The sequence below is a fragment of the Weissella muntiaci genome, assembly GCF_008107635.1.
Lineage (GTDB): Bacteria > Bacillota > Bacilli > Lactobacillales > Lactobacillaceae > Weissella > Weissella muntiaci.
The window spans coordinates 126104-152489 of the sequence record NZ_SDGZ01000010.1 but is presented as its reverse complement, the minus strand read 5'-3'; the positions used below and the strand labels follow the sequence as shown (position 1 = coordinate 152489).

The window sequence follows — 26386 nt, the reverse complement described above, 5'->3', positions numbered from 1 at the left end:
ATTAAGATGAGCATTTGAATAACTCGCTTTTAGTAATGGTCGTTGTCGATTGTTAATTAAAGCGAGTTATTCGGGATAGGATAGAGTTGGTCGTTTAAGTAAGCAGAGGGAGCACAAATGAGTGATAATTACATTGCAATTAACTGGAATGCAATTGAAGATGCCATTGATAAGGCAACGTGGGAGAAATTAACTGAGCAATTCTGGCTTGATACCAGAATACCGCTATCGAATGATTTGGACGATTGGCGGACGTTGAGTAAGCCAGAAAAGGATTTGGTTGGGCGCGTGTTTGGTGGATTGACCCTACTTGATACACTCCAATCACAGGATGGAATGGCGTCATTAAAGGCTTCAGTCAGAACGCAACACGAGGAAGCTGTTCTTAACAACATTGAGTTTATGGAATCGGTTCATGCCAAGTCATACTCTTCGATTTTTGAAACTTTGAATCAACCAGCAGAAATTGAAGAGATCTTTGCTTGGACGAATACAAATGAGTTCTTGCAGTATAAGGCGCAAAGAATTCAACAAATTTATGCAGAAGGATCTGCCTTGCAGAAGAAGATTGCATCGGTCTTTCTCGAAACATTCTTATTTTATTCTGGTTTTTATACGCCATTATATTATCTTGGACACAATAAGTTGAATAATGTTGCCGAAATCATTAAATTGATCTTACGCGATGAATCTGTCCATGGAACGTACATTGGTTATAAATTCCAACGTGGTCTGGTTGAATTACCAGAGCACGAGCAAGATGAGTTAAAGATGTGGATGTATGATTTGCTAATGGATTTGTACAGTAATGAAGAGCGTTATACACATGCAATTTACGATGAAGTTGGCTGGGCGGATTCCGTTTTGACCTTCTTACGCTACAATGCAAACAAGGCTTTAATGAATTTGGGGCAAGACCCACTTTTCCCTGATACAGCTGATGACGTTAATCCAGTTGTGATGAATGGAATTTCGACAACCACTTCTAATCATGATTTCTTTTCACAGGTTGGTAATGGATACCGTCTGGGAGAATTAGAAACCATGGAAGATGATGACTATAATTATGGATTGAATAAGTAATTTTTTTAAAATAGTTGACAAGGGCTAAACGAGGATATATGATTTAGACCATAGATATTATTACTAAAGATTAATCGAGGAGAAACTTATGATTAAGCAATTTTCACAATCAAATAGTTGGTGGCGCCGTTAACACGGCCGGACTGTGAAAAAACAGATTCGGTACGTGCTCTTTTTAGAGCTCGCATATCGAATCTGTGCTGACATTAGGATTTCCTTGAGGGGTCTGCACGGAATGCGTGCAGACCTTTTTATTTTGTCTGCATGCTAGTTTATAACTTAGGAGAAGAGAGACATGGACAAGCGTATTGTAGGAACTTTATCAGTAATTGCAGCAGTATTAATTGGGGCCGGAATTTATTCCGGTGTGCAAACCCAGAAGGCGAAAGTGCCGACGGTAGGGGTTTTGCAATTTATGTCACATCCCGCATTGGATCAAATCTATAGCGGAATCAAAGAAGGTCTAAATGATTCTGGGTACAAGGTTGGCAAGAATGTTAAGATTGATTTCCAAAATGCCCAAGCAGATCAGAGTAATTTGAAAACAATGTCAACCAAGTTTGCAAATGAAAAGGCTGATGTATCGGTTGGTATTGCAACGCCTGCGGCAATTGCAGTTGCAAACACAGTTACAAGCAAACCAGTTGTTTTCTCTGCATCAACTAATCCAATTGGCGCGAAGTTAGTTAAGTCATATAGCCATCCTGGCGGTAATGTGACAGGGGTTTCAGATCAAGCTCCGTTGGCTTCGCAATTAAAGATGATGCAAGCCTTTATGCCAAATCTTAAGACGTTGGGTATTATCTATACTTCGTCAGATGATTCAGCAACCACTGAGGCTAAGAAGATGGCAACTTTGGCCAAAGCGGCTGGGATTGAAGTTAAGGAATATACAATTGCCTCGTCAAACGACTTGAATCAAACATCTCTGCAAATGGTAAACAATAATAATGTACAGGCGGTATTTGTACCGACCGATAACACAATTGCTGGTGCCTTTACGACGTTGATTAAGAATACGGATAATGCAAATGTGCCAGTCTTCCCAACCGTTGATACGATGGTTGAGCAAGGTGGGGTAGCCGCAGAGTCAATTAATCAAAAGGAAATTGGAATCAAAACAGGAAAGATGATTGCCCAAGTTTTGAAGGGCAAGAAGCCAGCTGATTTGCCAGTACAATTTATGAAGAGCGGTAATTTAATTATTAATAAGGCTAAGGCGGATAAGTTTGGTTTGACAATTCCAAGTGCTTATAGCAAAGCTAAGATCGTAGGAGAATAGGATGCAATTAATTATTTCGGCAATTGGTCAGGGATTACTATGGGCAACTTTAGGAATTGGCTTATTTCTTACCTTTAGAATTTTGGACTTTCCAGATATGACTGTTGAAGGTACCTTTCCATTAGGAGCCGCCACGGGAGTAACCTTGATCGCCCAAGGTATGAATCCATTATTAGCGAGTTTGATTGCGGCTTTAGCGGGTGCCTTAGCCGGTTTGGTAACTGGATTGCTTTATACAAAAGGACGTGTGCCAATCTTATTAGCTGGTATTTTAACGATGACGGCGATTTACTCAGTTAATCTCCGGATTATGGGGCAGGCGAATCGTTCATTGCTTGGTGTAACAACGATTTTTTCTGGAATGGGTCTGAATAAGTTATCAGCCAATATGTCGGCAGTGTTGGTGGGGATGATTGTGATAGCGATCATTACAGGAATGATTGCTATCTTCCTACAGACTGAATTAGGCCAGGCATTTATCGTTACTGGCGATAATGAAACTATGGCACGATCGTTAGGGATTAATACAGATCGCATGACAATCTTAGGATTGATGTTGTCAAACGCGCTGATTGCTTTTGGTGGCTCACTAGTGGCACAAAATAATGGTTTTGCGGACGTCAATATGGGAATTGGGATTATCGTGGTTGCATTGGCATCAATTATTATTGGTGAGGTAAGTTATGGTGGTGAACTTTCGCTAACCAATCGGCTGGTGACCATTATTATTGGATCGATCTTATACCGCTTTGTCCTAGTTATTGTTTTGGCAATCGGATTCTCGGCAAACGATTTAAATCTATTTAGTGCTGTGATCCTAGGACTTGCATTAATTTCGCCACAATTACGACGTTCGTTACATTTGGAAAAAGTGATCAAGAAGGGGGTTGCAAGTCATGACTAAAACGGCGGTACGGCTAGTTGATGCTACAGTGACAGTCAATGCTGGCAGTTCAAATGAAAAGAATATTTTAGATCACGTTTCACTTGAACTCCAACCGGGTGATTTTGTAACTGTATTAGGTTCAAATGGTGCTGGTAAGTCAACGCTCTTTAACGTGATTGCAGGATCGTTGGCTTTGACTTCGGGGCAAATCTACTTAGGTGAGCTTGATGTTACCCATATGTCTGAAATAGACCGAACGAAGTATCTATCACGAGTGTTCCAAGATCCGAAACTCGGTACTGCTCCCAGAATGACGGTTGCAGAAAATTTACTGTTAGCTGAGCGACGTGGAAAGTCACGACGACTCCGTAATCGAAATTTAACCAAAACCAAAATGGCTGAGTTTGCAACTTTGGCCGCCAAGATGGGGAATGGTTTAGATAGTCGTTTGGAGATGGCAACCGGGGATTTATCTGGTGGGCAACGACAGGCATTATCATTTTTAATGGCTACACAAAGCCAGCCAGAGTTGTTGTTATTAGATGAACATACGGCTGCACTTGATCCGAAGACATCTGCCCAGTTGATGGCAGTGACTGACCAAAGTATCAAGGCGGAAAAGCTAACTGCATTAATGATTACGCACAATTTGGAAGATGCGCTTGAGTTTGGTGATCGATTGATCATAATTGATGCAGGTAAGATTGCACTCGATGTACAAGGCGCTACAAAGCAGGCGTTGACAATCACTGAGTTGCTAACGTATTTTAACCGATATTAAAACATAGTAGAGATTGGTGCTGTTGGTACCAATCTCTTTTATTTTGATCAATGAGAATGATCATCACAAATAGGCGATGTTGATAATTTGACCAAAAAGGTTTTCCTTGAAGTGCTTTTATGTAGTTCTTAGTAATTCTGTCAGGGCGCCCAGCAATAAATGACAATATTAGATTGGAGTACATTCATTGAGATAGCTATTGCAATAAGTATACCGGGGGGTATATTATCGAAAATGTATCAAATTTCTTGGGAAAATGTAAATTAACAGATTAGGATGGCAGCAAGTATATGCGATATTGGCAGCGAATCATAGCAGTCGGTTTTGGAGGCTTTTTTGGGGGCGCACTGCGCGAGGCAATTGAATTATGGCTAGCAGGACCGTTTCCGTGGGGAACAATTGTAATTAACTTGCTGGGAACTTTTATTTCCGCATTCTTGGTGGTGTTATTTGCGCGTAAACTTAATTTAAAGCAGACGACGGCTGATTTTATCATGGTTGGAATATTGGGTGCGTTCACAACCTTCTCAACGGCAGTATTGGATATGGTTAAATTAGGTCAAATCTGGCCGGCTTTGTTATACTTTTCTATAACCTTAATCGGCGGGGTCATGGTTGTATTCTTGGCGCGTTGGTTGGCCAAAAGGACGGTAGCATAGATGATGTTGATTTTATTAGCCGGTTTTGGCGCGATCTTTGGATCGATTTTACGTTTTCTAATGCTTGAATTAGCCAATCGTTGGTTTGCTGATATTGCAATTTGGATGGTTATGATCATCAATTTAAGTGCGTCCTTGTTAATTGGAATTGCGTTTGGGATGCACTTACAAGCAGGAGTCAACGTCTTTTGGGCGACCGGGATTTTAGGAGGATATTCAACCTTCTCAGCTCCGATTGTGGAACTAGCGGATGCGCTTGAAAAGAACGATCGAAGCCAACGAAATTTAGTTGAGCTTAAAACAATCATTGCTTTTGTTGGGGGGATTGGAATGCTTCTTTTAGGAGTTGCATTAACGAAGTTATTTTAATTGATAATTAGGAGATATGGGGATATGACGAAAATAGCGGTTCTGACGAATAGTTCAAGCTATCTGACAGCTGAGGAATTGAAAGCTCTAAATATAACAACTTTGAATGATCCAATCATGATGGGATCAAAACAATTTTTTGAGGGCGTGAGTTGGGCAAGCCAAGCTGAATTTTATCAGTTCCAGAAAGAGGCTGATCCTGCATTGACAACGTCACAGATCGCGCCAGGGGTGATTGAGCAGAAATTGACTGATCTAGCCGAGGCTGGGTATACAGATGTAATTTTTGTGGCAATTTCGTCGGGAATCTCGGGCTTGGTTTCAACATTGACGGCGATGGCGGACGCGGCCCCTGTTAAATTGCATGTATGGGACTCTAAAATTGCAGCAAAGGCAGCCGGAAACCAAGCTAAATTAGCAGCAATCTTAGTGCAGGCGGGTAAAAGTGTGTCTGAAATCTGGGAGCAACTGACAATTTTGCGAACTAGCACCGATGTACGCTTTGTAGTCGACGACGTACGCCATTTACAAAGAACGGGTCGCTTATCAAACGGTGCGGCACTGGTGGGATCACTTTTGAATATTAAGCCCATGTTGACATTTAATGAAGAAGCTAAAATTGTGGCGATCGGCAAAGAACGTCAGATGAAGCGAGCTTGGAATAATATTCAAAAGGTCTTGGCCGAAGAATTAGCGCGAGTAACATATCCAATTCGAGTGACAATCGTTGACGGTAATAATCCTGCCTTAGCTGATGCTTGGGCCAAAGAACTTGCGGCTAGTCAGCCTAGTTTGATTGTTGAACGTTCAATCATTGGGCCGTACATTGGAGTTCATACGGGTGAAAAGGCGATGGGCGTTATTTGGGCGCGTGATTATGAGTCATTATTGTAAATAAAAAAGAGTTGCGACCATTTATTTAACGGTTACAACTCTTTTATTTGTTAGCAATGACTTCGATATGGTTACCCTCAAAATCATCCAAATGAAAAATAATATGGCGTCCATCAGGCGTTTCACTGATTGGTGCAACTTGTTCGACATAGTAGTTGATCAAATGATTTTCAACAGTCGCTTGATGATCACGAACAACAACAGTTACAGTAATTGGTTCGGCATCAACTTCATCAAATACAATGGCCTCTTGGTCAAAGAAAAGATGACGGTCCTCATGCTCGCCAAATTCTGTCGGTAAATCAAAGACTTCACGGTAGAAGCGAACGGCTCGAGCAACATTCTTGCTTGGAATATAATTAGGACTAAATTTGCGGACACGCATAGTTTGGAACCTTCTTTCAAAAAAATACTTCTTCAAGTATAACGCGTTTAACACTTTTGATTAAATAGCACGTCCTATTAATTTAGAGGAACGTTTAATATGGAGCGAGTTAAATCGGTTAAGGAACTTGGTGAGACGCTAATTGTTGCGATGGGTAGTGCACTTCAGGAGGAGTGTTGGGTGATCGGCTTGTCGACACAAATGCAAGTATTATTGATGAAGCGAGTTGCACTGGGAACGGTTGATGGGGTTAGTGTGCATCCACGCGATATATTTAGAGATTTGGTGGCGGTAAACGCTTATGGTTTTGTACTAGCACATAATCATCCGAGTGGAATTCTGACGCTATCTGAGAGCGACGAACGCTTTAAAGTTCAGCTCGAAATCTGTAGTAAGTTGATGCAATATCATTTTCTTGACTTCATAGTCGTAACAAAGCAGTCCTTTTTGAGTCAACGTGCCCTGGGGAAAATGCCGAAGGTTAGTTTAACGGATGTTTTCAAACCGTACTTGAGTTCGAATAAATTCAAGCCTCCTAACACCAGAATATGACCTAGAAGCAAGGTTAGATGAATTTTGCCCGTGAATAATCAAGGATTCATAATATTTTAATATTTCAACGGCCAAAAAAAGTTATAATTGATTAATTCCACCAGAAAGCTTGATGGATCCGCAAAAAAATCATAATTGAACCAATGATTTGCTAAATGATTGGTTGACGATCCGTAAGACTGAGCAAAACAGATTAGGGGTAAAAGATTTCCTGATTTTGATGTCTTTCAGCCATTTACGGACGTATTAAAGCTGTGCTAGAATAGGTAGAATATGTATTTTAGACAGTGTGTAAAACTGTTTACAATTTTGGCATGAGATAAAAAGAAGGAAAAGGGATATATACCGTGTTTTCATTTGGGACTCGAAATGTGGGTATCGACTTAGGTACCGCAAATACGCTTGTTTATATTGAAGGAAAAGGAATAGTATTACGAGAGCCATCTGTTGTGGCTCGTAATACACGCACTGATGAAGTTGTTGCTGTCGGAGCGGCTGCCAAGGAGATGCTTGGACGTACTCCGGGCTCAATTAAGGCGATCCGTCCAATGCGCGACGGTGTAATTGCTGACTATGAGACAACGGTAGCAATGTTGAAATATTATCTAAATAAGGCACTTGGCAACGGAAAGACGAACCCTAAGGTAGTAATCGGTGTACCTTCTGGTGTTACGGCAGTTGAGCGCCGAGCAGTTACGGATGCAGCTCGTGTCGCTGGTGCTCGCGATGCCTTTGTGATCGAGGAACCATTTGCCGCCGCTGTTGGAGCTGGCCTGCCCGTGATGGAGCCGACCGGATCAATGGTTGTTGATATGGGTGGTGGAACGACTGACGTTGCAACCATTTCTTTGGGTGGAATCGTGTCATCACGTTCAATTCGGATGGCGGGTGACCGTTTAGACGACGCAATTATGACGTACATTCGTCAAAATTATTCAGTATTGATCGGTGAGCAATCAGCCGAGCGTCTAAAGATGGAGATTGGCTCAGCTGATGTTGAGAAGGCAGCTGATATGGATGGTACAACAATCCGTGGGCGCGACCTAGTAACCGGTCTACCAAAGACGATTGAGGTCTCAGCGGTTGATGTTGCTGAGGCAATTAAGGATGTAATTGCTGAAATTATTGTAGCAATTAAGGAAACGCTTGAAGAGACGTCACCAGAAATAGCTGCGGATGTCATCGATCATGGAATTATTTTGACCGGTGGTGGCGCTATGCTGCACCATATTGACGAAGTTATCGCAGATGCAACTAAGGTACCTGTGCTTATTGCACCAGAACCATTAGATGCAGTTGTCTTGGGGACAGGCGAAATTTTGAAGTCAATCGACGTTCTGAACAATAATTAAGTTTGATGGAGCATCACATTTTCGGTGTGGTGCTTTTTTAGATAAATGACTAGAATGTTTGATGATTTCTAGTTAGTAATTAATTGATTAGTTCGGACGGACGAAGGGAGTAATAATGAAAAACCCATTTTCTTCACGGCGTTTGGTAATTGCAGTGGTAATCGCAATTCTGACTATTGCAATTATTACAGTAAGTTCCAATGCGCGTAGCTCGCAATCTGAACCATCATTACCAAGCCGTGTGTTATCAGATATCACGGGGTGGACGGCTCAGGTTGTTGGTACGCCGGTGCGAGCAATTGCTAATAGTACACAGTCGATTCAGCAACTGCTGAGTACGTATCAAGAAAACGAGAAATTAACAACCCGTGTTGATGAGTTGGCACAGGCAAAGGTACAGTTACAGACTTTGCAAGCAGAAAACAAGGCGTTAAAGAGCCAGTTAGAGCTAGATAGCACCTTAACTGACTTCAAGGTGGTTAATGCAGTCGTTATCTCACGTTCACCTTCTAATTGGCAGTCTCAGATTATTATTAATAAGGGAACTGATGCTGGGTTGAAGAAGAACATGTCTGTCATGGGCTCAGGTGGCTTAGTTGGTCGGATTGTGCAAGTTAATACGACAAATGCCAAGGTTGAATTGATTTCTGATAATAGCCAGACAGCTGACCGCTTTGCAATTCGAGTTACGGCAAGCAACGGCGATGTTGTTGACGGAATTATTTCTGGCTTTAACCAAACAAAGAATCAAATTATTATGAGCAACATCACTTCACAGACTGATGTTAAGAAGGGTGATTTGGTTACGACGTCTGGTCTGGGTGGTGTAACGCCGTCTGGTCTTTACGTTGGTAAGGTTGAGTCAGTTACGAAGGATGATAGTGGTGCGTCAAAGCAAATTTTGATTGAACCAGCAACTGATTTCAATAATATCCCGGTTGTATCTGTAGCGATTCCACAGTCATAAGTAAATAGACGACTCCTCCAGACGAGGTGGTCGTTTTTTTGTCGGGTTGGTAGGTAGATAACAGGAGTTGATGTATAATGTTTATATAAAGTAAGAGGCAAAACGGGGGTATGAATGATATGACAACAGTTAAAGTCAACGATCCATATGAGATTGTGCACACCGGTATCTTGAGTCGTAAAATTGTAACAGTCGGTGATGCTGCTGAAAAAACAGGATTGAGTCGTGAGCAAATTATTAATTTCGTTAAACAGAATGATTATTTACGAATCTATGATGAGATGAATACAGAATGGTTTAACGAAGACACAAATGGTCATTGCTAGCTAAGTAAAAGTGCAACTGGATGGTTGCTCTTTGATTGAAGGGTGAAAGAGGGGCATATATGCGAGTTTTAGTAATTGGTGCAACTGGACGTGTTGGAACAGAATTGGTGCCAAATTTGCTGGCTGCAGGTCATACGGTCATTGCGACATCGAGAAAGGGCAATGATCAATTTGGAACACAAGTTGAACATTTGGCCTTTGATCTTGAAGCATTGACCAGCGAAATGATGGTCGAACAATTGCGTTCTTTGAAGATTGACGCGATTTACAACGTGAGTGGCGCTCGTGGCGGTAACCTTATTCAGATTGACTTGTTTGGCTTTGTAAAGTTACAAGAAGCTGCCGAACAAGCCGGCATTACCCGCTTCATTCAATTAAGTACGGTCTTTGCTTTGAAACCTGAGCGTTGGACGACACCTGGATTTAAGGCTTTGGCAGATTATTATGTGGTCAAGCATTTTGCAGATCACTATCTGGTGCATAACACTGATTTAAACTACACTGTTTTGCAACCGGGTTATTTGACCGAAGATCCTGGAACTGGTGAAATTGGGGTCAACGATGAGATTTCGGCACCAGCGACAATTCAAGACGTTGCGCTGACCTTGACTGATTTATTGGCCAATGAGGCGACCTATCGAAAGGTCATTACGATGCATACAGGCGGACAACCGATTGTTGAAGCCTTGGCTACTTTAGTTGACTAAAAAAACTGGAACATGATTATGTTCCAGTTTTTTTTATGGGCGATATAAAATTGGTCGATCATTGACGGCCTGTAAATCTCGATTATTTTTCGGCATTAAGGTTTGTAAAAAGCTCAATTGCTCTGAACTCAAAGTCACGGGCTCTTTAATAATGTACCATTCAACATTTTCGGTTAATGGTGGTGTTGTCAATGATCCCAGATAATGATAATAGGCCGGATCGGCTGGAATGAAATCGGTCAGCTTAATTGCAAATTGGCCCGGTTTGGACCAATGTTGCATGATTGAATCAATGACAGGATCAGGTGCGCCGAGTTCGAAAAAAACGCCAATGACGGCTTTAGTACCATTCAAGGCTTGATGTACGAAATGTACTTCAGCGGCAAAGGTATGCTGATTGAGCTGATGTTCGCTCGGTGTGTGAACGTGGAATTGAAGTAAATTAAATTTGCGGTAATTGAGAATGGCAGTTCCATTAACTAGCACTTCCAGACCATTGCCTGAATTGTGCGCTTCACTAACTTGATTTTGATAGTCAATTTCGATGGCGGAACCACGTTGCCAGTCGATTACGGATTGATCATCAATATTAATTGGTGATTGATGCTGACCACTTTCAAAGTGCCAATTCTGTTGATGTGAATAGTCAAGTTGCATAGCAAACACTCCTATTTTTTTGTTCTTGGGTTGATTTAATGATAAACTAGTTTTTATAACTAAACTAGTTAAAAAAACAAAGATTTTATGATGATTTCTTTGACCGGAGTGATTCAAATGAAGTATATTCCAACCAAGTGGCTACATTTCTTTGTTGTATTCGTTGCAATGCTTTTAGATGGGAGCATTGCACTTAATGCAGCCCCTGTATTATACCATCAACCAATGTTTGCGAGTCCCTTCTTGACCTTGATTGTTTTACTAATTCCAATTATTGGTGGGATGCAAAATCAATTTTCTTTGCGTGTTTTATACGGCACCGCTGCCGGCGCGGGCTTATTGTTTGACTTGTTTTATAATGGAATCGTCGGGATTGCCATGATTGGCTTCCCGTTAGCCGTTTGGATTGCCTTAGTAGTCAAAAAATATTTTGAGACTAATTTTGGTTCGGCAGTGTTGACTTGGTTCATTTCTTTGAGCTTTTACTTGGTATTTGACTACCTAGCTTTTGGAATTATTAATCTTGCGAACGCAAATATCACTGATTTTATTCTATTTCATTTATTTCCAACGCTTCTTGTAAACCTATTAATGTTGTTAGTTGTATATCAGTTCCTAGTCTGGCTTTATGGTAAAACCATCCATAAAGCTGTTGGCGATTATACAATGAACGAGAAGAGCCTTGATGATCGGTTGCCATTGAATCGCAAATAGGCTATTGACATTTGGTATAGATGATCGTAGAGTTAACCATAATATAAATAAAGATAGATTGGACGAGTAGTTTAGTAGGTTTGCCCAGAGAGTCGCGCAGAAGTTGTGAAGCGATCAAGCCACTAAATGAACCACACCCATGATATTCGACTTATGTAACGTAAGTCCGGTTAGCAACCGTTAACAGCTGGTCTTTTAGATAAGATCGTGAGAGCCAGTTGGTAACGATTGGCGAAAACTGAGGTGGAACCGCGAATGAACTCGCCCTCAAGTAAGTTAGAAACTTACTTGAGGGCGTTTTTTTTTTTTGATAAAGAGAGCATGAGGTAGCGAAGATGGAATATATTTTAACAATTTTGCCCAGCCTATTGGATGGCTTAAAGATGACCTTTGGAGTCTTTATTTTAACGCTGATTGGTGCGATTCCTCTGGGAATTATTATTTCAACAATTTTAAAAACTGATATTTACTTACTTCGTTGGTTAATTAATGGCTATGTATGGATTATGCGTGGAACCCCCTTGATGTTGCAAATTGTGTTTGTCTACTATGGGTTGAGTTTGGCACATATTGCGACCTTGCCACGTTTTGAGGCCGCGGTTGTGACATTTATTTTGAATTACGCAGCCTATTTTGCCGAAATCTTCCGCGGAGGTTTACAATCAATCCCAGAAGGGCAGTACGATGGGGCGAAGGTTTTAGGATTCACTCGTTGGCAAACTTTGCGTAAGATTGTCTTACCACAGGTTACGAAAATTGTGATGCCTTCAGTTGGAAACGAAGTTATTAATCTAGTTAAAGATACCTCATTGGTATATGTCATCGGATTGGGCGACTTGATGCGTGCTGGAAGTATTGCAGCAGCGCGGGACGTTACCTTGCTTCCTTACCTTTTGGTAGGATTATTGTATTTGATCTTAACTGCCGTTGCTACAATTGTGATGCGCAGAATCGAAAGTAAATTGAATTTTTACCGTTAAAGAGAAATGAGGCAGTTATGTTAGAAATCAAGAATTTATCTAAGAAATATGCAGAGCAGACGATTTTTAAGAATTTGAACTTAACAATTGCCGATGGTGAGGTATTGACGATTGTTGGTCCTTCTGGAATTGGTAAAACAACATTTCTACGAATAGTGGCGGGCTTATTGGCAGCTGATACTGGTGAGATGCAATTAAATGGTCAGGATTTAGATCTGTCAGGCGAACGAACTGGTGCTGATGTTGGGGTAATCTTTCAGGATTTTAATCTATTTCCACAATTTACAGTGAAAGAAAACATTACTTTGGCACCTATAATGGTAAATAAGGCTGCTAAAAATGATGCAAATGATTTAGCTGATCAATTAATCGATCAATTAGGTTTAGCCGATCAAAGCAATCAATATCCGTTTCAACTGTCTGGTGGGCAGAAGCAACGAGTGGCAATCGCACGGGCCTTGGCGATGAAGCCAGGTATTTTGGCTTATGATGAGCCAACCTCGGGCTTAGACGAAGAGTCAACTGATCGGGTGATCGGGGTTATTCAGCAACTTAAGAGTCAAGGTGTTACACAGTTGATCGTAACGCATGATTTACAGTTTGCGCAGGCAATCGCTGATAAGACATTTGATTTTGGAACTGACGTTGAACGTTAAGGTGAATAAGATGAAGAAGAAGATAAATTGGAAGCGTCAACTGTGGGGAAATGGAATTACTTTAGCGATTGTCTTATTAATAATTGGGGGAATTTGGTACCGTGTTAATCATCAAAATGATACATGGAAGCAGGTGACAGCTGATAAGACAGTCGTGATTGGTTTAGATGATACATACGTGCCAATGGGCTTTCGTGATAAGTCTGGGAAGTTAGTTGGTTATGATGTTGATCTAGCACGTGAAACATTCAAACGCTTAGGATTGAAAGTCAAATTCCAGCCAATTGACTGGTCGATGAACGTAACAGAGCTCGATACGGGACACATTGATATGATCTGGAATGGTTTTACAATTACACCGCAACGTGCGAAGCAAGTTGCCTTCTCAGTGCCATATCACTTTGACACGCAAGTATTGGTAACGATGACCAGTAATGGCATTGATCAGGTGGATCAGATGAAGGGACAAACTTTGGGAGTCCAAAGTGGTTCATCAGGCTTCACAGAATTTACGCAATACCCAAAGCTTTTGAAGAATAAAATGGGACAAAGTGGTAGCGTCGTGCAATATGATACTTTTGATAAGGCTTTGAATGATCTGCAGGTTGGTCGAGTTAAGGCTGTTTTGATCGATAGCGATTACGCGCGGTACTTTGTGGCTCACGAGAAAAATCCGGCTGATTTTAAAATTGTTAAAACAGATTTTCCAAAGGATCAATATGGTGTTGGTTTCCGAAAGGGTGATGCGACATTAAGAAAAGAAGTTAATTCAGAACTATTGAAAATGAAAAAAGATGGTACAATTGATCAAATTTCAGAGAAATACTTTGGAACACCCAATGCGCAATAGAAATTTTAATTAAATTATGTAGGTTAGTTGTCGAGAATGTTGGCAGCTAACCTTTTTCGTTGTAAATGGAAGTTGCACGAATGATTAGTTGGTCTGACTATTTTTGAAAGATACTTTGTTACAAGTTGGATTCACAGAGTACAATTAATAGAGACATTAACAGATAGGTGCTCATTTTTGGTAAACTTATCGTTAAAAGCTCATTTGGGATGAGGTGAAACGATGTATAAAATAAAATTGAATAACATGCAGTTTTCAGGGCATATTGGTGTTTTGCCAGAGGAGAAAGTTGTTGGTCAAAAGATTGAAGTTGATCTAATTGTAGAAACGGCTTTTGATTTTAATGGTGGTGATAACATCGATGATAGTTTAAGCTATGTGCCATTCTACGAAGTAACCGAGAAGATTGTCAGTGGTTCACGAGTTAATCTAATTGAGAAACTTGCATATGACATTATTCAAGTGGTTAGGGCACTCGACAGCGAACGGATTGCGGCAGTCGAAGTCCATGTGCGAAAGATTGCGGTACCAATTGATGGTATCTTTGATCATACGGAGATTGAAATGAGAGGTTAGGCGATGGAAAAAGTTTATTTGAGTTTAGGGAGTAATATTGGTGATCGTCAGCGCTATTTGGATGAGGCAGTTCAAAAATTAACCGAACACGCGGAAATCCTCCTATTAAAGAAATCGAGTTACTATGAAACGTCACCGGTTGGTGGAATTGTGCAGGACGATTTTATTAATATGGCGGTTGAAATTGCGACAACCCTGACGGTTCCACAATTACTTGATGTTATTCATACAGTTGAACATGCATTGAATCGGCAACGTAAGATTCATTGGGGACCAAGAACCATTGATATTGATATCATCTTCTATGGTGAGCAGGAATTTGACCAAGATGATGTACATGTTCCGCATAAAGAGGCTTTTAATCGTTACTTTGTATTGCGACCAATTGCGGAATTGATTGTTGATGAGTCGCCGTTGCGTAAGCGCGTACAGGCTGGAATCCAGGCGCTTGAACAACAGGCGACGGGGCAAACCTTACGAAAGATTACGACGGGAATTCAAATTCTGGGAGATGGTAGCCTTAATATGGTTATTACCGAGTCAAATCCGATGCAACATTCCTTGCAGGCAATTGGAATTCAATTTGACGAAGTTTCAGGTACAGTACGTGAGCGCTTGGAGGAACTTCTCAGGCATAATTTAAGTGTGACCGAGATTGGACAAACGGCCTTGTTGGCCTTTATGACTGTTTTTGAGTTACGAAATTTAATTGCGGCCTGGCCATTTCTTGCGGGTAAAGAACAATTATCGAAGATCTTGGAACGTAATCGGGTGATATGGTCTGGCAAAAAGTTCACTTTTGACTTAACTTTTCAGCCGATTGTATATTCAATTATTAATATTACGCCGGATTCATTTTATGATGGTGCACCACAAAATCTAACGCTAGAATATATTGAACAACGTGTTCGTGATGATTTAGATGCTGGTGCGGATGTAATTGAATTTGGCGGCAAGTCCTCGCGACCGGGCTATGAAGACATTAGTCCAGAGGTTGAATGGCAACGCCTTGCAGAGCCCCTCCGGGCAATTAGAGCAACCTTCCCAGCGGCTGTGATCGCAATTGACACAGATGAAGCGTATGTTATGGAACAGGCTTTGCTGGCTGGAGCGGATATTATTAATGATATTGATGGATTTGATACCGAAGCGAAACTGGCGGTCTTGGCAAAGTATCATCCAGCTGTGGTGGTTATGAACAACGGCCGAGCTGGCTTTACTCATGCAGATAATGTCTATGATGAATTGCCAGTATTTTTTGCGGAAAAGCAAGCGGAATTGTTGGCGCACGGTTTGCAGGCAGAGCAGATTGTAGTCGATCCAGGCGTGGGCTTCTTTGACAAAAGAAATGGGATGGATTCTGTTGAACGGATGAAGACAACCGGATTATTGACCAAACTTGGTTTGCCAGTGATGATTGCAATCTCGAGAAAATCATTTATGTCGAAAGTCTTTAATTTACCAGTTGCAGAACGCCTATATTCGACATTGATCTTTGAGCAAATGTTGTTATCTGCGGGTGGGCGTATAATTCGTGCGCATGACACTCGCGCAACGCGTTTATTAGTTGATGGTTATGTTGAATATCAGGAGCATTAGCAGATGGAAAATCAAGATTTAATTGCTTTAATTGATCAAATTAAGCATCCAATTGATATTGACCAACAGAAGATGATTCGCGAACAATTAATGAATTGGTCGAAGGAATTGCGTGGTCGAGTCAATCCGGATTTACAAATATCAGCTAGTGCGGTTGTTTTTAAGGATACGAGTATCTTTTTCATTAAACATCCGTATTTAAAGACATGGTTATTACCAGCTGGTCATGTTGAACTTGGAGAAACACCACTCGAAACTGCTCAGCGCGAATTTTTTGAAGAGACCGGTCTAACTGTTAAGGGTGGGCAAATTATTGACGTAAACGTAATTGAAATTCCAGCCAACCCAATTAAAGAGCAAGGTGCACATCAACACGTTGACTTTCGGTTCTTGTTTGAATTGACGGATGAAGTCGCGCATACGGCAGAATTACCAGTTAGGTTGATGACAAAGGATGAAGTCACAGCAGAATTTAAACCATATTTTAGTATGTGACGGAAAAGAGACGTAATGAAGAATGAAGCAGCATGGGCTTGGCTGAATGGTCGAGCAAAATTCAACATTCGACCGGGGCTTGATCGAATTCAAGCACTCCTAGATTCATTAGGTCATCCAGAGCAAATGACACCGATGATTCATATTGCAGGCACGAATGGAAAGGGATCTACGATTGCTTTTGCCCGTGAAATACTACAGGCACAAGGATTAACAGTGGGAACTTTTACCAGTCCGGCAATTGAAAAATTTACCGAACAAATTGCGATTAATGGGACTGCAATACCAGACGACTTACTTATCGGTTATCTCGAGCGATTAAGACCTTTGGTTGAGACGTTGGATCAGGATGAACTAACAGCTGGGACGACTGTTTTTGAGCTGACAACTGCAATCGCATTTTTGTATTTTGCGGAGAGCAAGTTGGATGTTGCAATTATTGAGGTTGGGCTTGGTGGATTAGAGGACAGTACTAATGTAATTACACCATTGTTAGCAGTCATCACCACTATTGGTCTCGATCATGTTAATATTTTGGGAAACTCATTGGCGGAGATTGCTCATCACAAGGCGGGGATTATCAAGCCAGGAGTACCAGTTGTAGCTGGCCGAATTGAGCCTGTCGCTATGGCTGTGATTGCAGCTAAGTCGGCTCAGGAGGGCGCAACTTTATATCAGTGGCAGAGCGATTATCAGGTGACCGTCATGGCTAATGAGCATTTTGCTTTCAGTGATGATGGGAATACCTTCCCAGACTTATATAAGGGATTAGTTGGTGTTCATCAAATTGATAATGCAGCCGTCGCAATCGAACTTGTGTTAGTTTATGCAAAGCTGACGGGCATTACAATTACTAGCGATATCATCCAGCGTGGATTAGCTAATGTGAGTTGGCCTGCTCGAATGGAGAAGGTCCAGATTAATCCGCTGGTTATACTGGATGGGGCGCACAATGTACCGGCAATTAGTCGCCTAGTTGAAAATATTCAAACACGTTACGCAACGCGACCAATCACAATCATATTTTCAGCGATTGTGACTAAGGATATCGAAACCATGTTAACGATGCTAGCAAGCCTGCCTAATGTAAATTTGATTCTAACAAGCTTTGATGATAACCGTGCAATGAAATTGACAGATTATCGGGGTTGGGAAGGCGCACATGTCCATTTGGATGCAGACTGGCCAAGGTTGATTGAAGCTTTATTACAAGCCAAATCGACTGATGAGGTTACAATCATCACAGGGTCTTTATATTTTATAAGTCAAGTTCGTCAACGCTTTTATGTGAATGGCACAGTGAATGTGAAGGAGGAGTAGGATGAAGACAGATATTGAAATTGCTCAAGCAGCCGAGCTATGGCCGATTAACAAAGTTGCAGCAACCGTTGGAATTACGGAAACAGAGCTTGAACCGTATGGTTACGATAAAGCCAAAATTGTGCTTGACGAAGCAAAGGCGACATCAACCAAGCTGGGGAAATTAATTCTTGTTACCTCAATTAACCCAACAGTTGCCGGCGAAGGAAAGTCAACGGTAACCGTGGGATTGGCCGATGCGCTCGCCAAAATTGGCCAAAAGGCAATGGTTGCCTTACGTGAACCTTCGATGGGACCAGTGATGGGGATGAAGGGGGGCGCAACTGGTGGTGGAATGGCACAAGTCGTGCCAATGGCCGACATTAATTTGCACTTCACCGGTGATTTTCATGCCCTTACAAGTGCCCATAACACTCTGGCAGCGGTAATTGATAATTCACTACAGCAGGGGAATCCTCTAAACCTAGACCCACGCCGGATTATCTGGAAACGGGCCCTAGACGTAAATGATCGGGCGTTACGTCACATCACGATTGGCCTAGGCGGTCCTACAAGTGGTGTTCCACGTGAGGATGGCTTTGATATTACAGTCGCTTCAGAGCTAATGGCGATTTTGACATTGGCGCACGATTTAATGGATCTAAAAGCACGAATTAAGCGAATTGTAATTGGCTATAACTATGATAAAGAGCCAGTCACGGTTGCCGATCTGGGTGTTGCTGGGGCACTGACGGTTATGTTGAAAGATGCAATTAAGCCAAATCTAGTCCAAACTTTGGCCCATACACCGGTCTTGATTCACGGTGGACCGTTTGCAAATATTGCTCAAGGGACTAATTCAATTAAAGCGACCAAAACAGCACTGCAACTTGCTGATTATGTTGTGACCGAAGCGGGCTTTGGTGCGGATTTAGGTGGCGAGAAGTTTCTTGATTTTAAAGTGCCATTATTAGGCAAGACTCCAGATACGATTGTGATTGTGGCGACAGTCCGGGCCTTGAAATTGAATGGTGGTGCCGATAAGAACTCATTAAAGAATGAGGATTTGCCGGCCTTGGAAAAGGGCTTGGCCAATCTTGGGCAGCATTTGAGAAGTATGGCTCGCTATGGTGTACCGGTTGTGGTGGCAATCAATCGCTTCACAACGGACACTGATGCAGAGTTGGCGTCAATTGAACATTATGTTGTGGAGCACGGTCATGCAGCATATCCAGTGACTGTATGGGCTGACGGTGGAGCTGGCGCTGAAAATCTTGCGCAGGCATTGGTAGAAACGACCCAGCAAGCTCACGTATTTAATCCTCTCTACGATTTTTCTGAGCCGGCGCTTGATAAGCTTAACAAAATTGTTCAAGAAATTTATGGCGGCGCAGGTGTTGAATTATCATCGAAGGCGGAACAACAGCTACGAACTTACGCTAAGTTGGGGTGGGATCGACTGCCTATTATTATGGCCAAGACTCAGTATTCACTGTCGGACGATGCGAAATTATTGGGAGCACCACGTGACTTTAAAATTCATATTCGTGAATTTGTGCCTAAGTTAGGAGCGGGATTCTTAGTTGCTCTGACTGGTACGATTTTAACCATGCCTGGATTGCCTAAGCATCCAGCGGCCCTAGATATTGATATTGACGAACATGGTGTTATTACAGGATTATCATAATTAGAAAATTAAAAGGCCCTTCAGTTTTAAACTGGAGGGTCTTTTCTATAAAAAAGGTTTGAAATGGAGAGTGCTTCATTTCAAACCTAACTAGTTTTTTGAGTTAATACCAGGAATTTCTGAAAATGACGCGTCGACGAAATTCTTTAGCATATTTAACATAGTATATTTCGGTGTAAGTCAACCAGATTAACGCTAGAATCCAGCCCCCCAATAGGTCGCTTGGAACGGCATTGTTCTTGCCAAGTTGATTGACCAAAATTAGGGCAAAGAAGATTAGGCAAACCGTCTGAAATAACAGTTGATAACGGATGCGTTTGATCTCGGGTAGGATGATGTTAAAGAGGTATGCGAGTAATAGTGTGCTGAGAAAAATTGCTTTGTTTGGGAAAACTGTCTGACCACCGGAAACCTGGTGATGTAAAAATAGACTCAAAATCGAGATTAATAGCCAGCCAGAAATATTGGTAAATAGGAGCCAGGTTGCCGGAATTTTATATTTAAACCCCCATAATAAAAAGACAAGTGCCAGGATTAATAGTGCGTTACCAAAGCCGGTTGCAAACCAGGAAAACGGTGTAGATATCAGCAACAGCCAATGTGGTAATAGCCGGCTTTGAAAACTGAAGGCCAAGTTGTCAATAATTGAGAATACTGGCATTGGAAAAATGATATTAAAGGCGACGATTAAAAAAATAATCAGCCAAAGCAGTAAAAGTGGCTTGCGCCAACGATCAGGACCGATAATCATAGTGTAATACTCTCCCAAATTTCACAAATATTGATTTTAGTTTACCATATCAACGGTTAAGTACTAGGAACGCCGGGCGAATTATAACCTTTCTTTATTAAAACCGATTTGTCCATATTTGTATTTGTTTTTGACGGTTTGCTGAAGTTTATCCTTGCCAAAACGAGTTGGACGTGTGATAATAAAACCCATAATTAAATACGACATAGAGGTCGCGATGAACATGAGTACTTATTTTGAACCGACAGGTAATGATGGTAAGGAAAGGGGCAGTCGCCGAAATCTTGATTATGGTAATAATCGAGGTTGGTCCTAACGTTAATAGCGTTAGGACTGTCGCAGCAAAATAAGTCGGCTGCGGGGAGCTATCGACACATACTAAAGACAATTTTGTCCCTAGTTTTCTCGATGGAGTGAACTAGGGATTTTTTCTTTGGTAGCTATTGACCTCTTACATTTTAGGAGAGTTTATGTCAAATGATGGAACAGAACAGACCGGTGATTTGAAAAGGACGCTGAAAACACGGCATCTTTCGATGATTGCTTTGGGTGGAACAATTGGAACTGGACTTTTCGTTGCTTCTGGAGCAACGGTTGCTGAGGCCGGTCCGATGGGTGCGCTTTTAGCCTATGCCGCGATCGGTGTAATGGTATATTTCTTGATGACTGGACTGGGTGAAATGTCAGCCTACATGCCGTTGTCGGGTTCATTTGCCGCTTTCTCGGGACACTTCGTTGATGACGCGTTCGGTTTTGCGATGGGGTGGAATTATTGGTTCAATGCCGCCATTACGGTTGCGGTTGAGGCAGCAACGGTTGGCGTCTTAATGAGCTTTTGGTTGCCCCATGTTTCGACTTGGATTTGGTCGGTGATTGTGCTGGTATTGATTCTAGCTATTAACTTAACTTCTGGAAAAGCGTACGGCGAATCAGAGTTTTGGATGGCGGCGATTAAGGTTACCGCTGTGCTTGCGTTTTTGGTCATCGGTTTGATTACAATCTTCGGGGTTCTTTCATATAAGCCGGATGTGATGCATAATCTGACAGCTGGTAATCATGGCTTTGTCGGTGGAATCACTGGCATGTTGGCTGTCTTCATGGTGGCTGGTTTCTCATTCCAAGGGACTGAAATCGTCGGAATTGCGGCGGGAGAGTCAGTTAATCCAGAAAAGGCTGTTCCAACTGCAGTAAGACAGGTCTTTTGGCGAATTTTGATTTTCTATTTCTTCTCAATCTTTGTGATTGGTGCTTTGGTTTATTATAAGGATCCAACGCTACTAAGAGCGGCCAATAATTCAGATATTACAGTTTCACCATTTACAACGGTCTTTCAAAAGGCCGGTTTGGCAGCCGCTGCTTCGATTATGAACGCTGTGATCCTAACATCGGTGATTTCGTCAGCAAACTCATGGCTCTATGCTGCCTCAAGAATGTTGTACTCACTTGCGCAAGAGAAACATGCGCCCAAGATTTTTGGACGTGCAAATATTAAAACAGGAGTACCGGTGCCGGCGGTCTTAGCAACCGTAGTAATTGGTGCGTTTGCCTTTCTAACAAGTTTTGCCGGCCCAGATATTTACTTCTACTTGGTGGCTGCTTCTGGTTTGTCAGGTTTCATTGCTTGGGTTGGAATTGCGGTCGCACATTTCCGTTTCCGTCGAGCCTTCATTGCCCAAGGTCATGATTTAAACGAGCTAAAATATCAAGCGAAGTGGTTCCCAATTGGTCCGATTATTGCCCTAGTGCTTTCGATTGTTATTATTATCGGTCAAGATTTGAGTTCGTTCTCTGGTCCAATTGCTAATTGGAATTGGTCGGGAATCGTGACGACATATTTGGCATTGCCATTGTTCTTCATTCTTTACTTCAGTTATAAAGCAGTTAAGAAAACAAAATTGATTCCGCTTAAGGAAGTCGATTTAACACCACGCAAACGTGGGTAAAATTATAAATAATAGTGCCAGATTACGTTAAATTAATCTGGCGCTATTTTTTATTAAAAAAATAGATATTTGCTATGTTTTTGATGAAAGCGTTATCAATAGCAAATGCCGGTAAAATAGTAATAATAGCTATACAATTCACAAAATGCAGTGTAGAATACTAGTCATTGATATAGATAAACTTTCTAGGAAATTAAGGAGATTTTTCAGACATGAAGAAGACCAAGATCGTTTCTACGCTTGGACCAGCGAGTTCAGACGTCGACACAATTGCTAAGTTAATCGAGGCTGGAGCGAATGTTTTCCGTTTCAACTTCTCACACGGTGATCACGAAGAGCATATGGCTCGTATGAACGCGGTTCACGAGGCGGAAAAGATTACAGGCAAGAAGGTTGGTTTCTTGTTGGATACTAAGGGTGCGGAAATCCGTACTACTAAGCAAAACACACCAACTGGTAAGATCGAATTCAACATTGGTGATGTAGTGCGTATTTCTATGGATGCTTCTCTTGAAGGTACCAAGGAAAAGATCGCTGTTACTTACCCTGGTTTGTTTGACGATGTTGTTGAGGGTGGTCACGTATTGTTCGATGATGGTAAGATCGACATGTTGATTACTGAGAAGGACGCTGCAACTAATGAACTAGTTACAGTTGTACAAAACAACAATACTTTGGGTTCACGTAAGGGTGTTAACGCACCTGGTGTGGCTATTAACTTGCCTGGTATCACTGAGAAGGATGCTGACGATATTCGTTTTGGTTTGGACCAAGACATTAACTTTATCGCCGCTTCATTCGTTCGTAAGCCTGAAGATGTTGAAGAGATTCGCGAATTGTTGGTAGAGGCTGGTAAGGAAGATGTAATGATCTTCCCAAAGATCGAATCACAAGAGGGTATCGACAACTTCCCAGCAATTTTGGAAGTTTCTGATGGTTTGATGGTTGCTCGTGGAGACATGGGTGTTGAGATTCCTGCTGAAAATGTTCCTTTGGTACAAAAGAACTTGATCCGGATGATGAATGCAGCTGGTAAGCCAGTTATCACTGCAACTGACATGTTGGACTCGATGCAAGAGAACCCACGTCCTACACGTGCCGAAGCTTCTGACGTTGCCAATGCTGTCTTTGACGGTACTGATGCAACAATGCTTTCAGGTGAGTCAGCTAATGGTGACTACCCAGTTGAAGCTGTTGCAACAATGGCACGGATCAACGAGAAGGCTGAGTCATCATTGGCACTTAACGGACGCCATGTGGATGATTTTGACGCAACTGACGTAACTGAATCAGTTGCTGCAGCTGTTGCTACAGCCGCTGAAAACTTGAACGTTAAGGCAATCGTTGCCGCAACTACTTCAGGTTACACAGCTAAGATGATCTCAAAGTATCGTCCAAACGCTGATATTTTGGCATTGACATTCGACGAGCGCGTACAACGTTCATTGATGATGTACTGGGGTGTACAACCTGTTATCGCAACAGCACCTGCAGATACAGATGCAATGATCGAAGCTGCTAAGAAGATGGCAGTTGAGCAAGGTTTGGCACAAAAGGGTGATACAATCATCGTTACTGCCGGTGTTCCTGTGACTGAGTCAGGTACAACTAACTTGATGACAATCCAAACAATCGACTAAGCTTAATTAAAATATTTGAAGAGGTGTGATCATTGCTTTGATCACACCTCTTTTTTGTTGTTGATGAGATGATTTGCTATACTTAATTTGACTATAAAAGAATGAGGGATCGATATGAGCTGGCAACAAATTATTGTTGAAACACAAAGTGAAGCTGTAGAAGCTGTGAGTAATATCTTAATGGAAGCAGGTGCACAAGGTATTCAAATTGAAGATGCAGCTGATGTTGATAATTTTGAGCCGAATGATCCGACTGTTTGGGTAGATTGGGATCAGGTCGAACACTTGGAACAAGGGGCCAAGGTTGCTGGTTTTTTTGCCAGCGATGTTAATCTAGTTGAAATAATTGCTGAGATTAAGCAACGGGTTCAACAATTGGAGACATTTGGTTTAAATGCCTTTCCAGGTCTTGTAACGGTAGCGGGGGTAGAGGATGCTGATTGGGCAACTGAGTGGCAGAAATACTATCATCCAGTTCGGATTACGCGTTATTTGACAGTTGTCCCTGATTGGGAGGAATATCAGCCCACGGATGTACGTGAACACCAGATTATCTTGGATCCGGGGATGGCTTTTGGAACTGGTACACACCCAACAACTCGACTAATGTTACAAGCGCTTGAAATGACAGTGCGAGGTTCTGAGAAGGTTTTGGACATCGGGACTGGATCGGGTGTATTAGCAATTGCTGCTAAGTTATTAGGGGCCAAGGAAGTTCTAGCGACTGATATTGATGAAGTCGCTGTGAAATCTGCCCAGAGTAATGTCGATTTGAATCCAAAGGCGGCCGAAGGGATTACGATTATTGCATCTGACCTGCTTGAGGCTGTTCCTGAGCAACCGGTGGATATCTTTGTGGCGAATATGTTATCAGAGGTTTTGGAATTATTAATTCCAAAGATGGATCAGTATATCGCACCAGCTGGAAAGATTTTGTTATCCGGAATTTATTATGATAAAGCTACTAAGATTACAGAACTTCTAGCAGAACACGGCTACTTACTTGATGAAAAAATGCAACTTGGTGATTGGTATGGTCTAATCGCGCATAAGGCAAGTGCTGAGGATAAGTAATGCAAAGATATTTTTTAACTGAGAATATCCGTATTGGTGCAACCTTTATGTTGCCAGATGATATTGCACATCATTTTATGACGGTTTTACGCTCAAAGGTTGGTAGCGAAGCTGAATTTGTTTTGGCTGATCGCGAAGAGGTCGTCTTAGCGAAGGTTCAACAGAGTGATGTAAATGGAACTGAGATGGTGGTGCTTAGCAGTAGTCGACCCCAGGTTGAATTGCCGGTTGAGACAACTTTGATTATTGCGCTGACGAAAGGGGACAAGCCCGAATTAGTTACGCAAAAGGCGACTGAATTGGGTGTGCATCGTTTGATCTTTGTTGAAACGGCGTGGTCAGTGGTTCATTGGGGGAGCAAAGCCGAGAAAAAGCTGGCACGCCTGCTGAAGATTGCCCAAGGCGCCGCGGAACAAAGCCATCGCTTGGTCGTTCCATCGGTACAATACGTGAATAATATACGTGATTTGGATCTACCTGTTGATATGGTTAAATTAGTTGCCTGGGAAGAAAGTGCTAAGAACGGTGAAACTGGTCAACTAGCACAGAGTTTTGCGGGGCTCACAGCAGGGCAGTCAATTGCTTTTATGATTGGCCCTGAAGGTGGATTAAAGGAAAGTGAGTTAGACTTTCTAAAGACTGTCGGTTTTAAAGCAGCAGGATTGGGTCCACGAATTCTAAGAGCTGAGACGGCACCGATGTATGTGCTAAGCGCCCTGAGCTTTGCTTTAGAATTGAACCGATAATTATTAGGAGAAGGAATATGTCGCGATTAAAAGAAGTTTTTGATTGGCGTTTTTGGATTTGGCAACCAATTTTGGCCTTTTTGTTGCCGTTTTTGATTGATCAAATTCACTTTCTGGGAACCAATTTCAAAATCATTGGTCTGTTGTTTATTCTTAACAGTGCTTTTAGTGTTTTTGTGGGATTGTACTTACGATCACACGGTTCTTTTTGGTACTTGTTAATTGTCTGGCCGTTGATTTTTGCGTTGGCGACTTGGCTTGGTTTTAATGAAAGTTTGTATGGGTACTTTTTCGCCATATTATACTTGGTCATCGGGATCTTTAGTTACACGCATGGTCAGACGGAAGAAATTGATTATAATGATCAAATTCCTGTTGATGGTGGCTTTAAGGGTGATCGTTAAGCAAAATCAAAGAAGTTTAAGGATAAGTCTGACGGGCGTACGTTTCCGTCGGGCTTTTTTTTTGCGTAATAT

At 41.8% G+C, this 26386-nt stretch carries 29 protein-coding genes and 1 riboswitch; of the genes, 26 read left to right on the top strand and 3 right to left on the bottom strand.

The features are described from left to right. The first annotated feature begins 117 nt into the window (after nt 1-117). The 7 genes from nrdF to ESZ50_RS03650 all read left to right on the top strand — a co-directional run bounded on the left by nrdF (nt 118) and on the right by ESZ50_RS03650 (nt 5954). Nucleotides 118-1083 (top strand): class 1b ribonucleoside-diphosphate reductase subunit beta, encoded by a 966-nt coding sequence (gene nrdF / locus ESZ50_RS03680; RefSeq protein WP_148622245.1) that lies wholly within the window; start codon nt 118-120, stop codon nt 1081-1083. 295 nt (nt 1084-1378) lie between these two features. Further along, nucleotides 1379-2365, top strand: coding sequence for a tryptophan ABC transporter substrate-binding protein (gene trpX / locus ESZ50_RS03675; RefSeq protein ID WP_148622244.1), 987 nt, complete (start codon nt 1379-1381; stop codon nt 2363-2365). A gap of 1 nt (nt 2366) precedes the next feature. Beyond that, nucleotides 2367-3269 carry an ABC transporter permease gene (locus ESZ50_RS03670; protein WP_148622243.1) on the top strand — a complete coding sequence of 301 codons (903 nt, stop codon included), beginning with the start codon at nt 2367-2369 and terminating at the stop codon, nt 3267-3269. Beyond that, nucleotides 3262-4032, top strand: coding sequence for an ABC transporter ATP-binding protein (locus ESZ50_RS03665; protein ID WP_148622242.1), 771 nt, complete (start codon nt 3262-3264; stop codon nt 4030-4032). The genes ESZ50_RS03670 and ESZ50_RS03665 overlap by 8 nt, the downstream gene beginning before the upstream one ends. A gap of 290 nt (nt 4033-4322) precedes the next feature. Further along, nucleotides 4323-4691: a fluoride efflux transporter FluC gene (locus ESZ50_RS03660; RefSeq protein ID WP_148622241.1), complete on the top strand. Its 369-nt coding sequence runs from the start codon at nt 4323-4325 to the stop codon at nt 4689-4691. Further along, on the top strand, nt 4692-5060 hold the full coding sequence (locus tag ESZ50_RS03655) for a fluoride efflux transporter FluC (protein ID WP_148622240.1): 369 nt from the start codon (nt 4692-4694) through the stop codon (nt 5058-5060). Between the two features lie 24 nt (nt 5061-5084). Then, the gene (locus ESZ50_RS03650; RefSeq protein ID WP_148622239.1) at nt 5085-5954 is read left to right on the top strand and encodes a DegV family protein; all 870 of its coding nucleotides are present in this window, start codon (nt 5085-5087) and stop codon (nt 5952-5954) included. Between the two features lie 43 nt (nt 5955-5997). Here the strand turns inward: ESZ50_RS03650 and ESZ50_RS03645 are convergent, their stop codons facing one another. Then, on the bottom strand, nt 5998-6339 hold the full coding sequence (locus ESZ50_RS03645) for a VOC family protein (RefSeq protein ID WP_148622238.1): 342 nt from the start codon (nt 6337-6339) through the stop codon (nt 5998-6000). Between the two features lie 99 nt (nt 6340-6438). Between ESZ50_RS03645 and ESZ50_RS03640 the strand changes: the two genes are divergently transcribed. The 5 genes from ESZ50_RS03640 to ESZ50_RS03620 all read left to right on the top strand — a co-directional run bounded on the left by ESZ50_RS03640 (nt 6439) and on the right by ESZ50_RS03620 (nt 10243). After that, a complete protein-coding gene (locus ESZ50_RS03640; RefSeq protein WP_148622237.1) occupies nt 6439-6891 on the top strand; it encodes a JAB domain-containing protein in 453 nt (150 codons plus the stop codon). Between the two features lie 347 nt (nt 6892-7238). After that, complete coding sequence (locus ESZ50_RS03635; protein WP_148622236.1) at nt 7239-8243, top strand: rod shape-determining protein; 1005 nt, start codon at nt 7239-7241, stop codon at nt 8241-8243. A gap of 115 nt (nt 8244-8358) precedes the next feature. Next, on the top strand, nt 8359-9210 hold the full coding sequence (mreC, locus tag ESZ50_RS03630) for a rod shape-determining protein MreC (RefSeq protein ID WP_148622235.1): 852 nt from the start codon (nt 8359-8361) through the stop codon (nt 9208-9210). A 119-nt stretch (nt 9211-9329) separates the two neighbouring features. Beyond that, complete coding sequence (locus ESZ50_RS03625; RefSeq protein ID WP_148622234.1) at nt 9330-9536, top strand: hypothetical protein; 207 nt, start codon at nt 9330-9332, stop codon at nt 9534-9536. Between the two features lie 59 nt (nt 9537-9595). Next, a complete protein-coding gene (locus tag ESZ50_RS03620) occupies nt 9596-10243 on the top strand; it encodes an NAD(P)H-binding protein (RefSeq protein WP_148622233.1) in 648 nt (215 codons plus the stop codon). A gap of 33 nt (nt 10244-10276) precedes the next feature. Here the strand turns inward: ESZ50_RS03620 and ESZ50_RS03615 are convergent, their stop codons facing one another. Further along, nucleotides 10277-10900, bottom strand: coding sequence for a carbonic anhydrase family protein (locus tag ESZ50_RS03615; protein WP_148622232.1), 624 nt, complete (start codon nt 10898-10900; stop codon nt 10277-10279). Between the two features lie 117 nt (nt 10901-11017). On the opposite strand from ESZ50_RS03615, the gene mreD reads away from it, so the two are divergent. The 9 genes from mreD (at nt 11018) to ESZ50_RS03565 (ending at nt 19756) form a co-directional block, all read left to right on the top strand. After that, nucleotides 11018-11614, top strand: a complete 597-nt coding sequence (mreD, locus tag ESZ50_RS03610; protein WP_148622231.1) for a rod shape-determining protein MreD — start codon at nt 11018-11020, stop codon at nt 11612-11614. 335 nt (nt 11615-11949) lie between these two features. Further along, entirely contained in the window at nt 11950-12594 is a 645-nt protein-coding gene (locus tag ESZ50_RS03605; protein ID WP_148622230.1) for an amino acid ABC transporter permease, read from the top strand. A 17-nt stretch (nt 12595-12611) separates the two neighbouring features. After that, complete coding sequence (locus ESZ50_RS03600; RefSeq protein ID WP_148622229.1) at nt 12612-13250, top strand: amino acid ABC transporter ATP-binding protein; 639 nt, start codon at nt 12612-12614, stop codon at nt 13248-13250. A gap of 10 nt (nt 13251-13260) precedes the next feature. Next, on the top strand, nt 13261-14100 hold the full coding sequence (locus ESZ50_RS03595) for an amino acid ABC transporter substrate-binding protein (RefSeq protein WP_148622228.1): 840 nt from the start codon (nt 13261-13263) through the stop codon (nt 14098-14100). 222 nt (nt 14101-14322) lie between these two features. After that, nucleotides 14323-14676, top strand: a complete 354-nt coding sequence (gene folB, locus ESZ50_RS03590; RefSeq protein WP_148622227.1) for a dihydroneopterin aldolase — start codon at nt 14323-14325, stop codon at nt 14674-14676. 3 nt (nt 14677-14679) lie between these two features. Then, on the top strand, nt 14680-16275 hold the full coding sequence (folP, locus tag ESZ50_RS03580; RefSeq protein ID WP_246111506.1) for a dihydropteroate synthase: 1596 nt from the start codon (nt 14680-14682) through the stop codon (nt 16273-16275). A gap of 3 nt (nt 16276-16278) precedes the next feature. Further along, entirely contained in the window at nt 16279-16770 is a 492-nt protein-coding gene (locus ESZ50_RS03575; protein ID WP_148622226.1) for an NUDIX hydrolase, read from the top strand. Between the two features lie 15 nt (nt 16771-16785). Further along, a complete protein-coding gene (locus ESZ50_RS03570; protein ID WP_148622225.1) occupies nt 16786-18090 on the top strand; it encodes a bifunctional folylpolyglutamate synthase/dihydrofolate synthase in 1305 nt (434 codons plus the stop codon). A 1-nt stretch (nt 18091) separates the two neighbouring features. Further along, the gene (locus ESZ50_RS03565; protein WP_148622224.1) at nt 18092-19756 is read left to right on the top strand and encodes a formate--tetrahydrofolate ligase; all 1665 of its coding nucleotides are present in this window, start codon (nt 18092-18094) and stop codon (nt 19754-19756) included. 103 nt (nt 19757-19859) lie between these two features. On the opposite strand, the gene ESZ50_RS03560 is transcribed toward ESZ50_RS03565, so the two are convergent. Then, nucleotides 19860-20507, bottom strand: coding sequence for a hypothetical protein (locus ESZ50_RS03560; protein ID WP_148622223.1), 648 nt, complete (start codon nt 20505-20507; stop codon nt 19860-19862). Between the two features lie 198 nt (nt 20508-20705). Next, nucleotides 20706-20883: riboswitch (Lysine riboswitch) on the top strand. Between the two features lie 94 nt (nt 20884-20977). On the opposite strand from ESZ50_RS03560, the gene ESZ50_RS03555 reads away from it, so the two are divergent. The 5 genes from ESZ50_RS03555 (at nt 20978) to ESZ50_RS03535 (ending at nt 26314) form a co-directional block, all read left to right on the top strand. After that, a complete protein-coding gene (locus tag ESZ50_RS03555) occupies nt 20978-22450 on the top strand; it encodes an amino acid permease (RefSeq protein ID WP_148622222.1) in 1473 nt (490 codons plus the stop codon). Between the two features lie 212 nt (nt 22451-22662). Beyond that, entirely contained in the window at nt 22663-24090 is a 1428-nt protein-coding gene (gene pyk / locus ESZ50_RS03550) for a pyruvate kinase (RefSeq protein ID WP_148622221.1), read from the top strand. A gap of 114 nt (nt 24091-24204) precedes the next feature. Then, nucleotides 24205-25164, top strand: coding sequence for a 50S ribosomal protein L11 methyltransferase (gene prmA / locus ESZ50_RS03545; protein ID WP_148622220.1), 960 nt, complete (start codon nt 24205-24207; stop codon nt 25162-25164). After that, the gene (locus tag ESZ50_RS03540; RefSeq protein ID WP_148622219.1) at nt 25164-25910 is read left to right on the top strand and encodes an RsmE family RNA methyltransferase; all 747 of its coding nucleotides are present in this window, start codon (nt 25164-25166) and stop codon (nt 25908-25910) included. Before prmA ends, ESZ50_RS03540 begins: the two co-directional genes overlap by 1 nt. 17 nt (nt 25911-25927) lie before the next feature. Next, the gene (locus ESZ50_RS03535; RefSeq protein ID WP_148622218.1) at nt 25928-26314 is read left to right on the top strand and encodes a hypothetical protein; all 387 of its coding nucleotides are present in this window, start codon (nt 25928-25930) and stop codon (nt 26312-26314) included. Nucleotides 26315-26386: the final 72 nt, after the last annotated feature.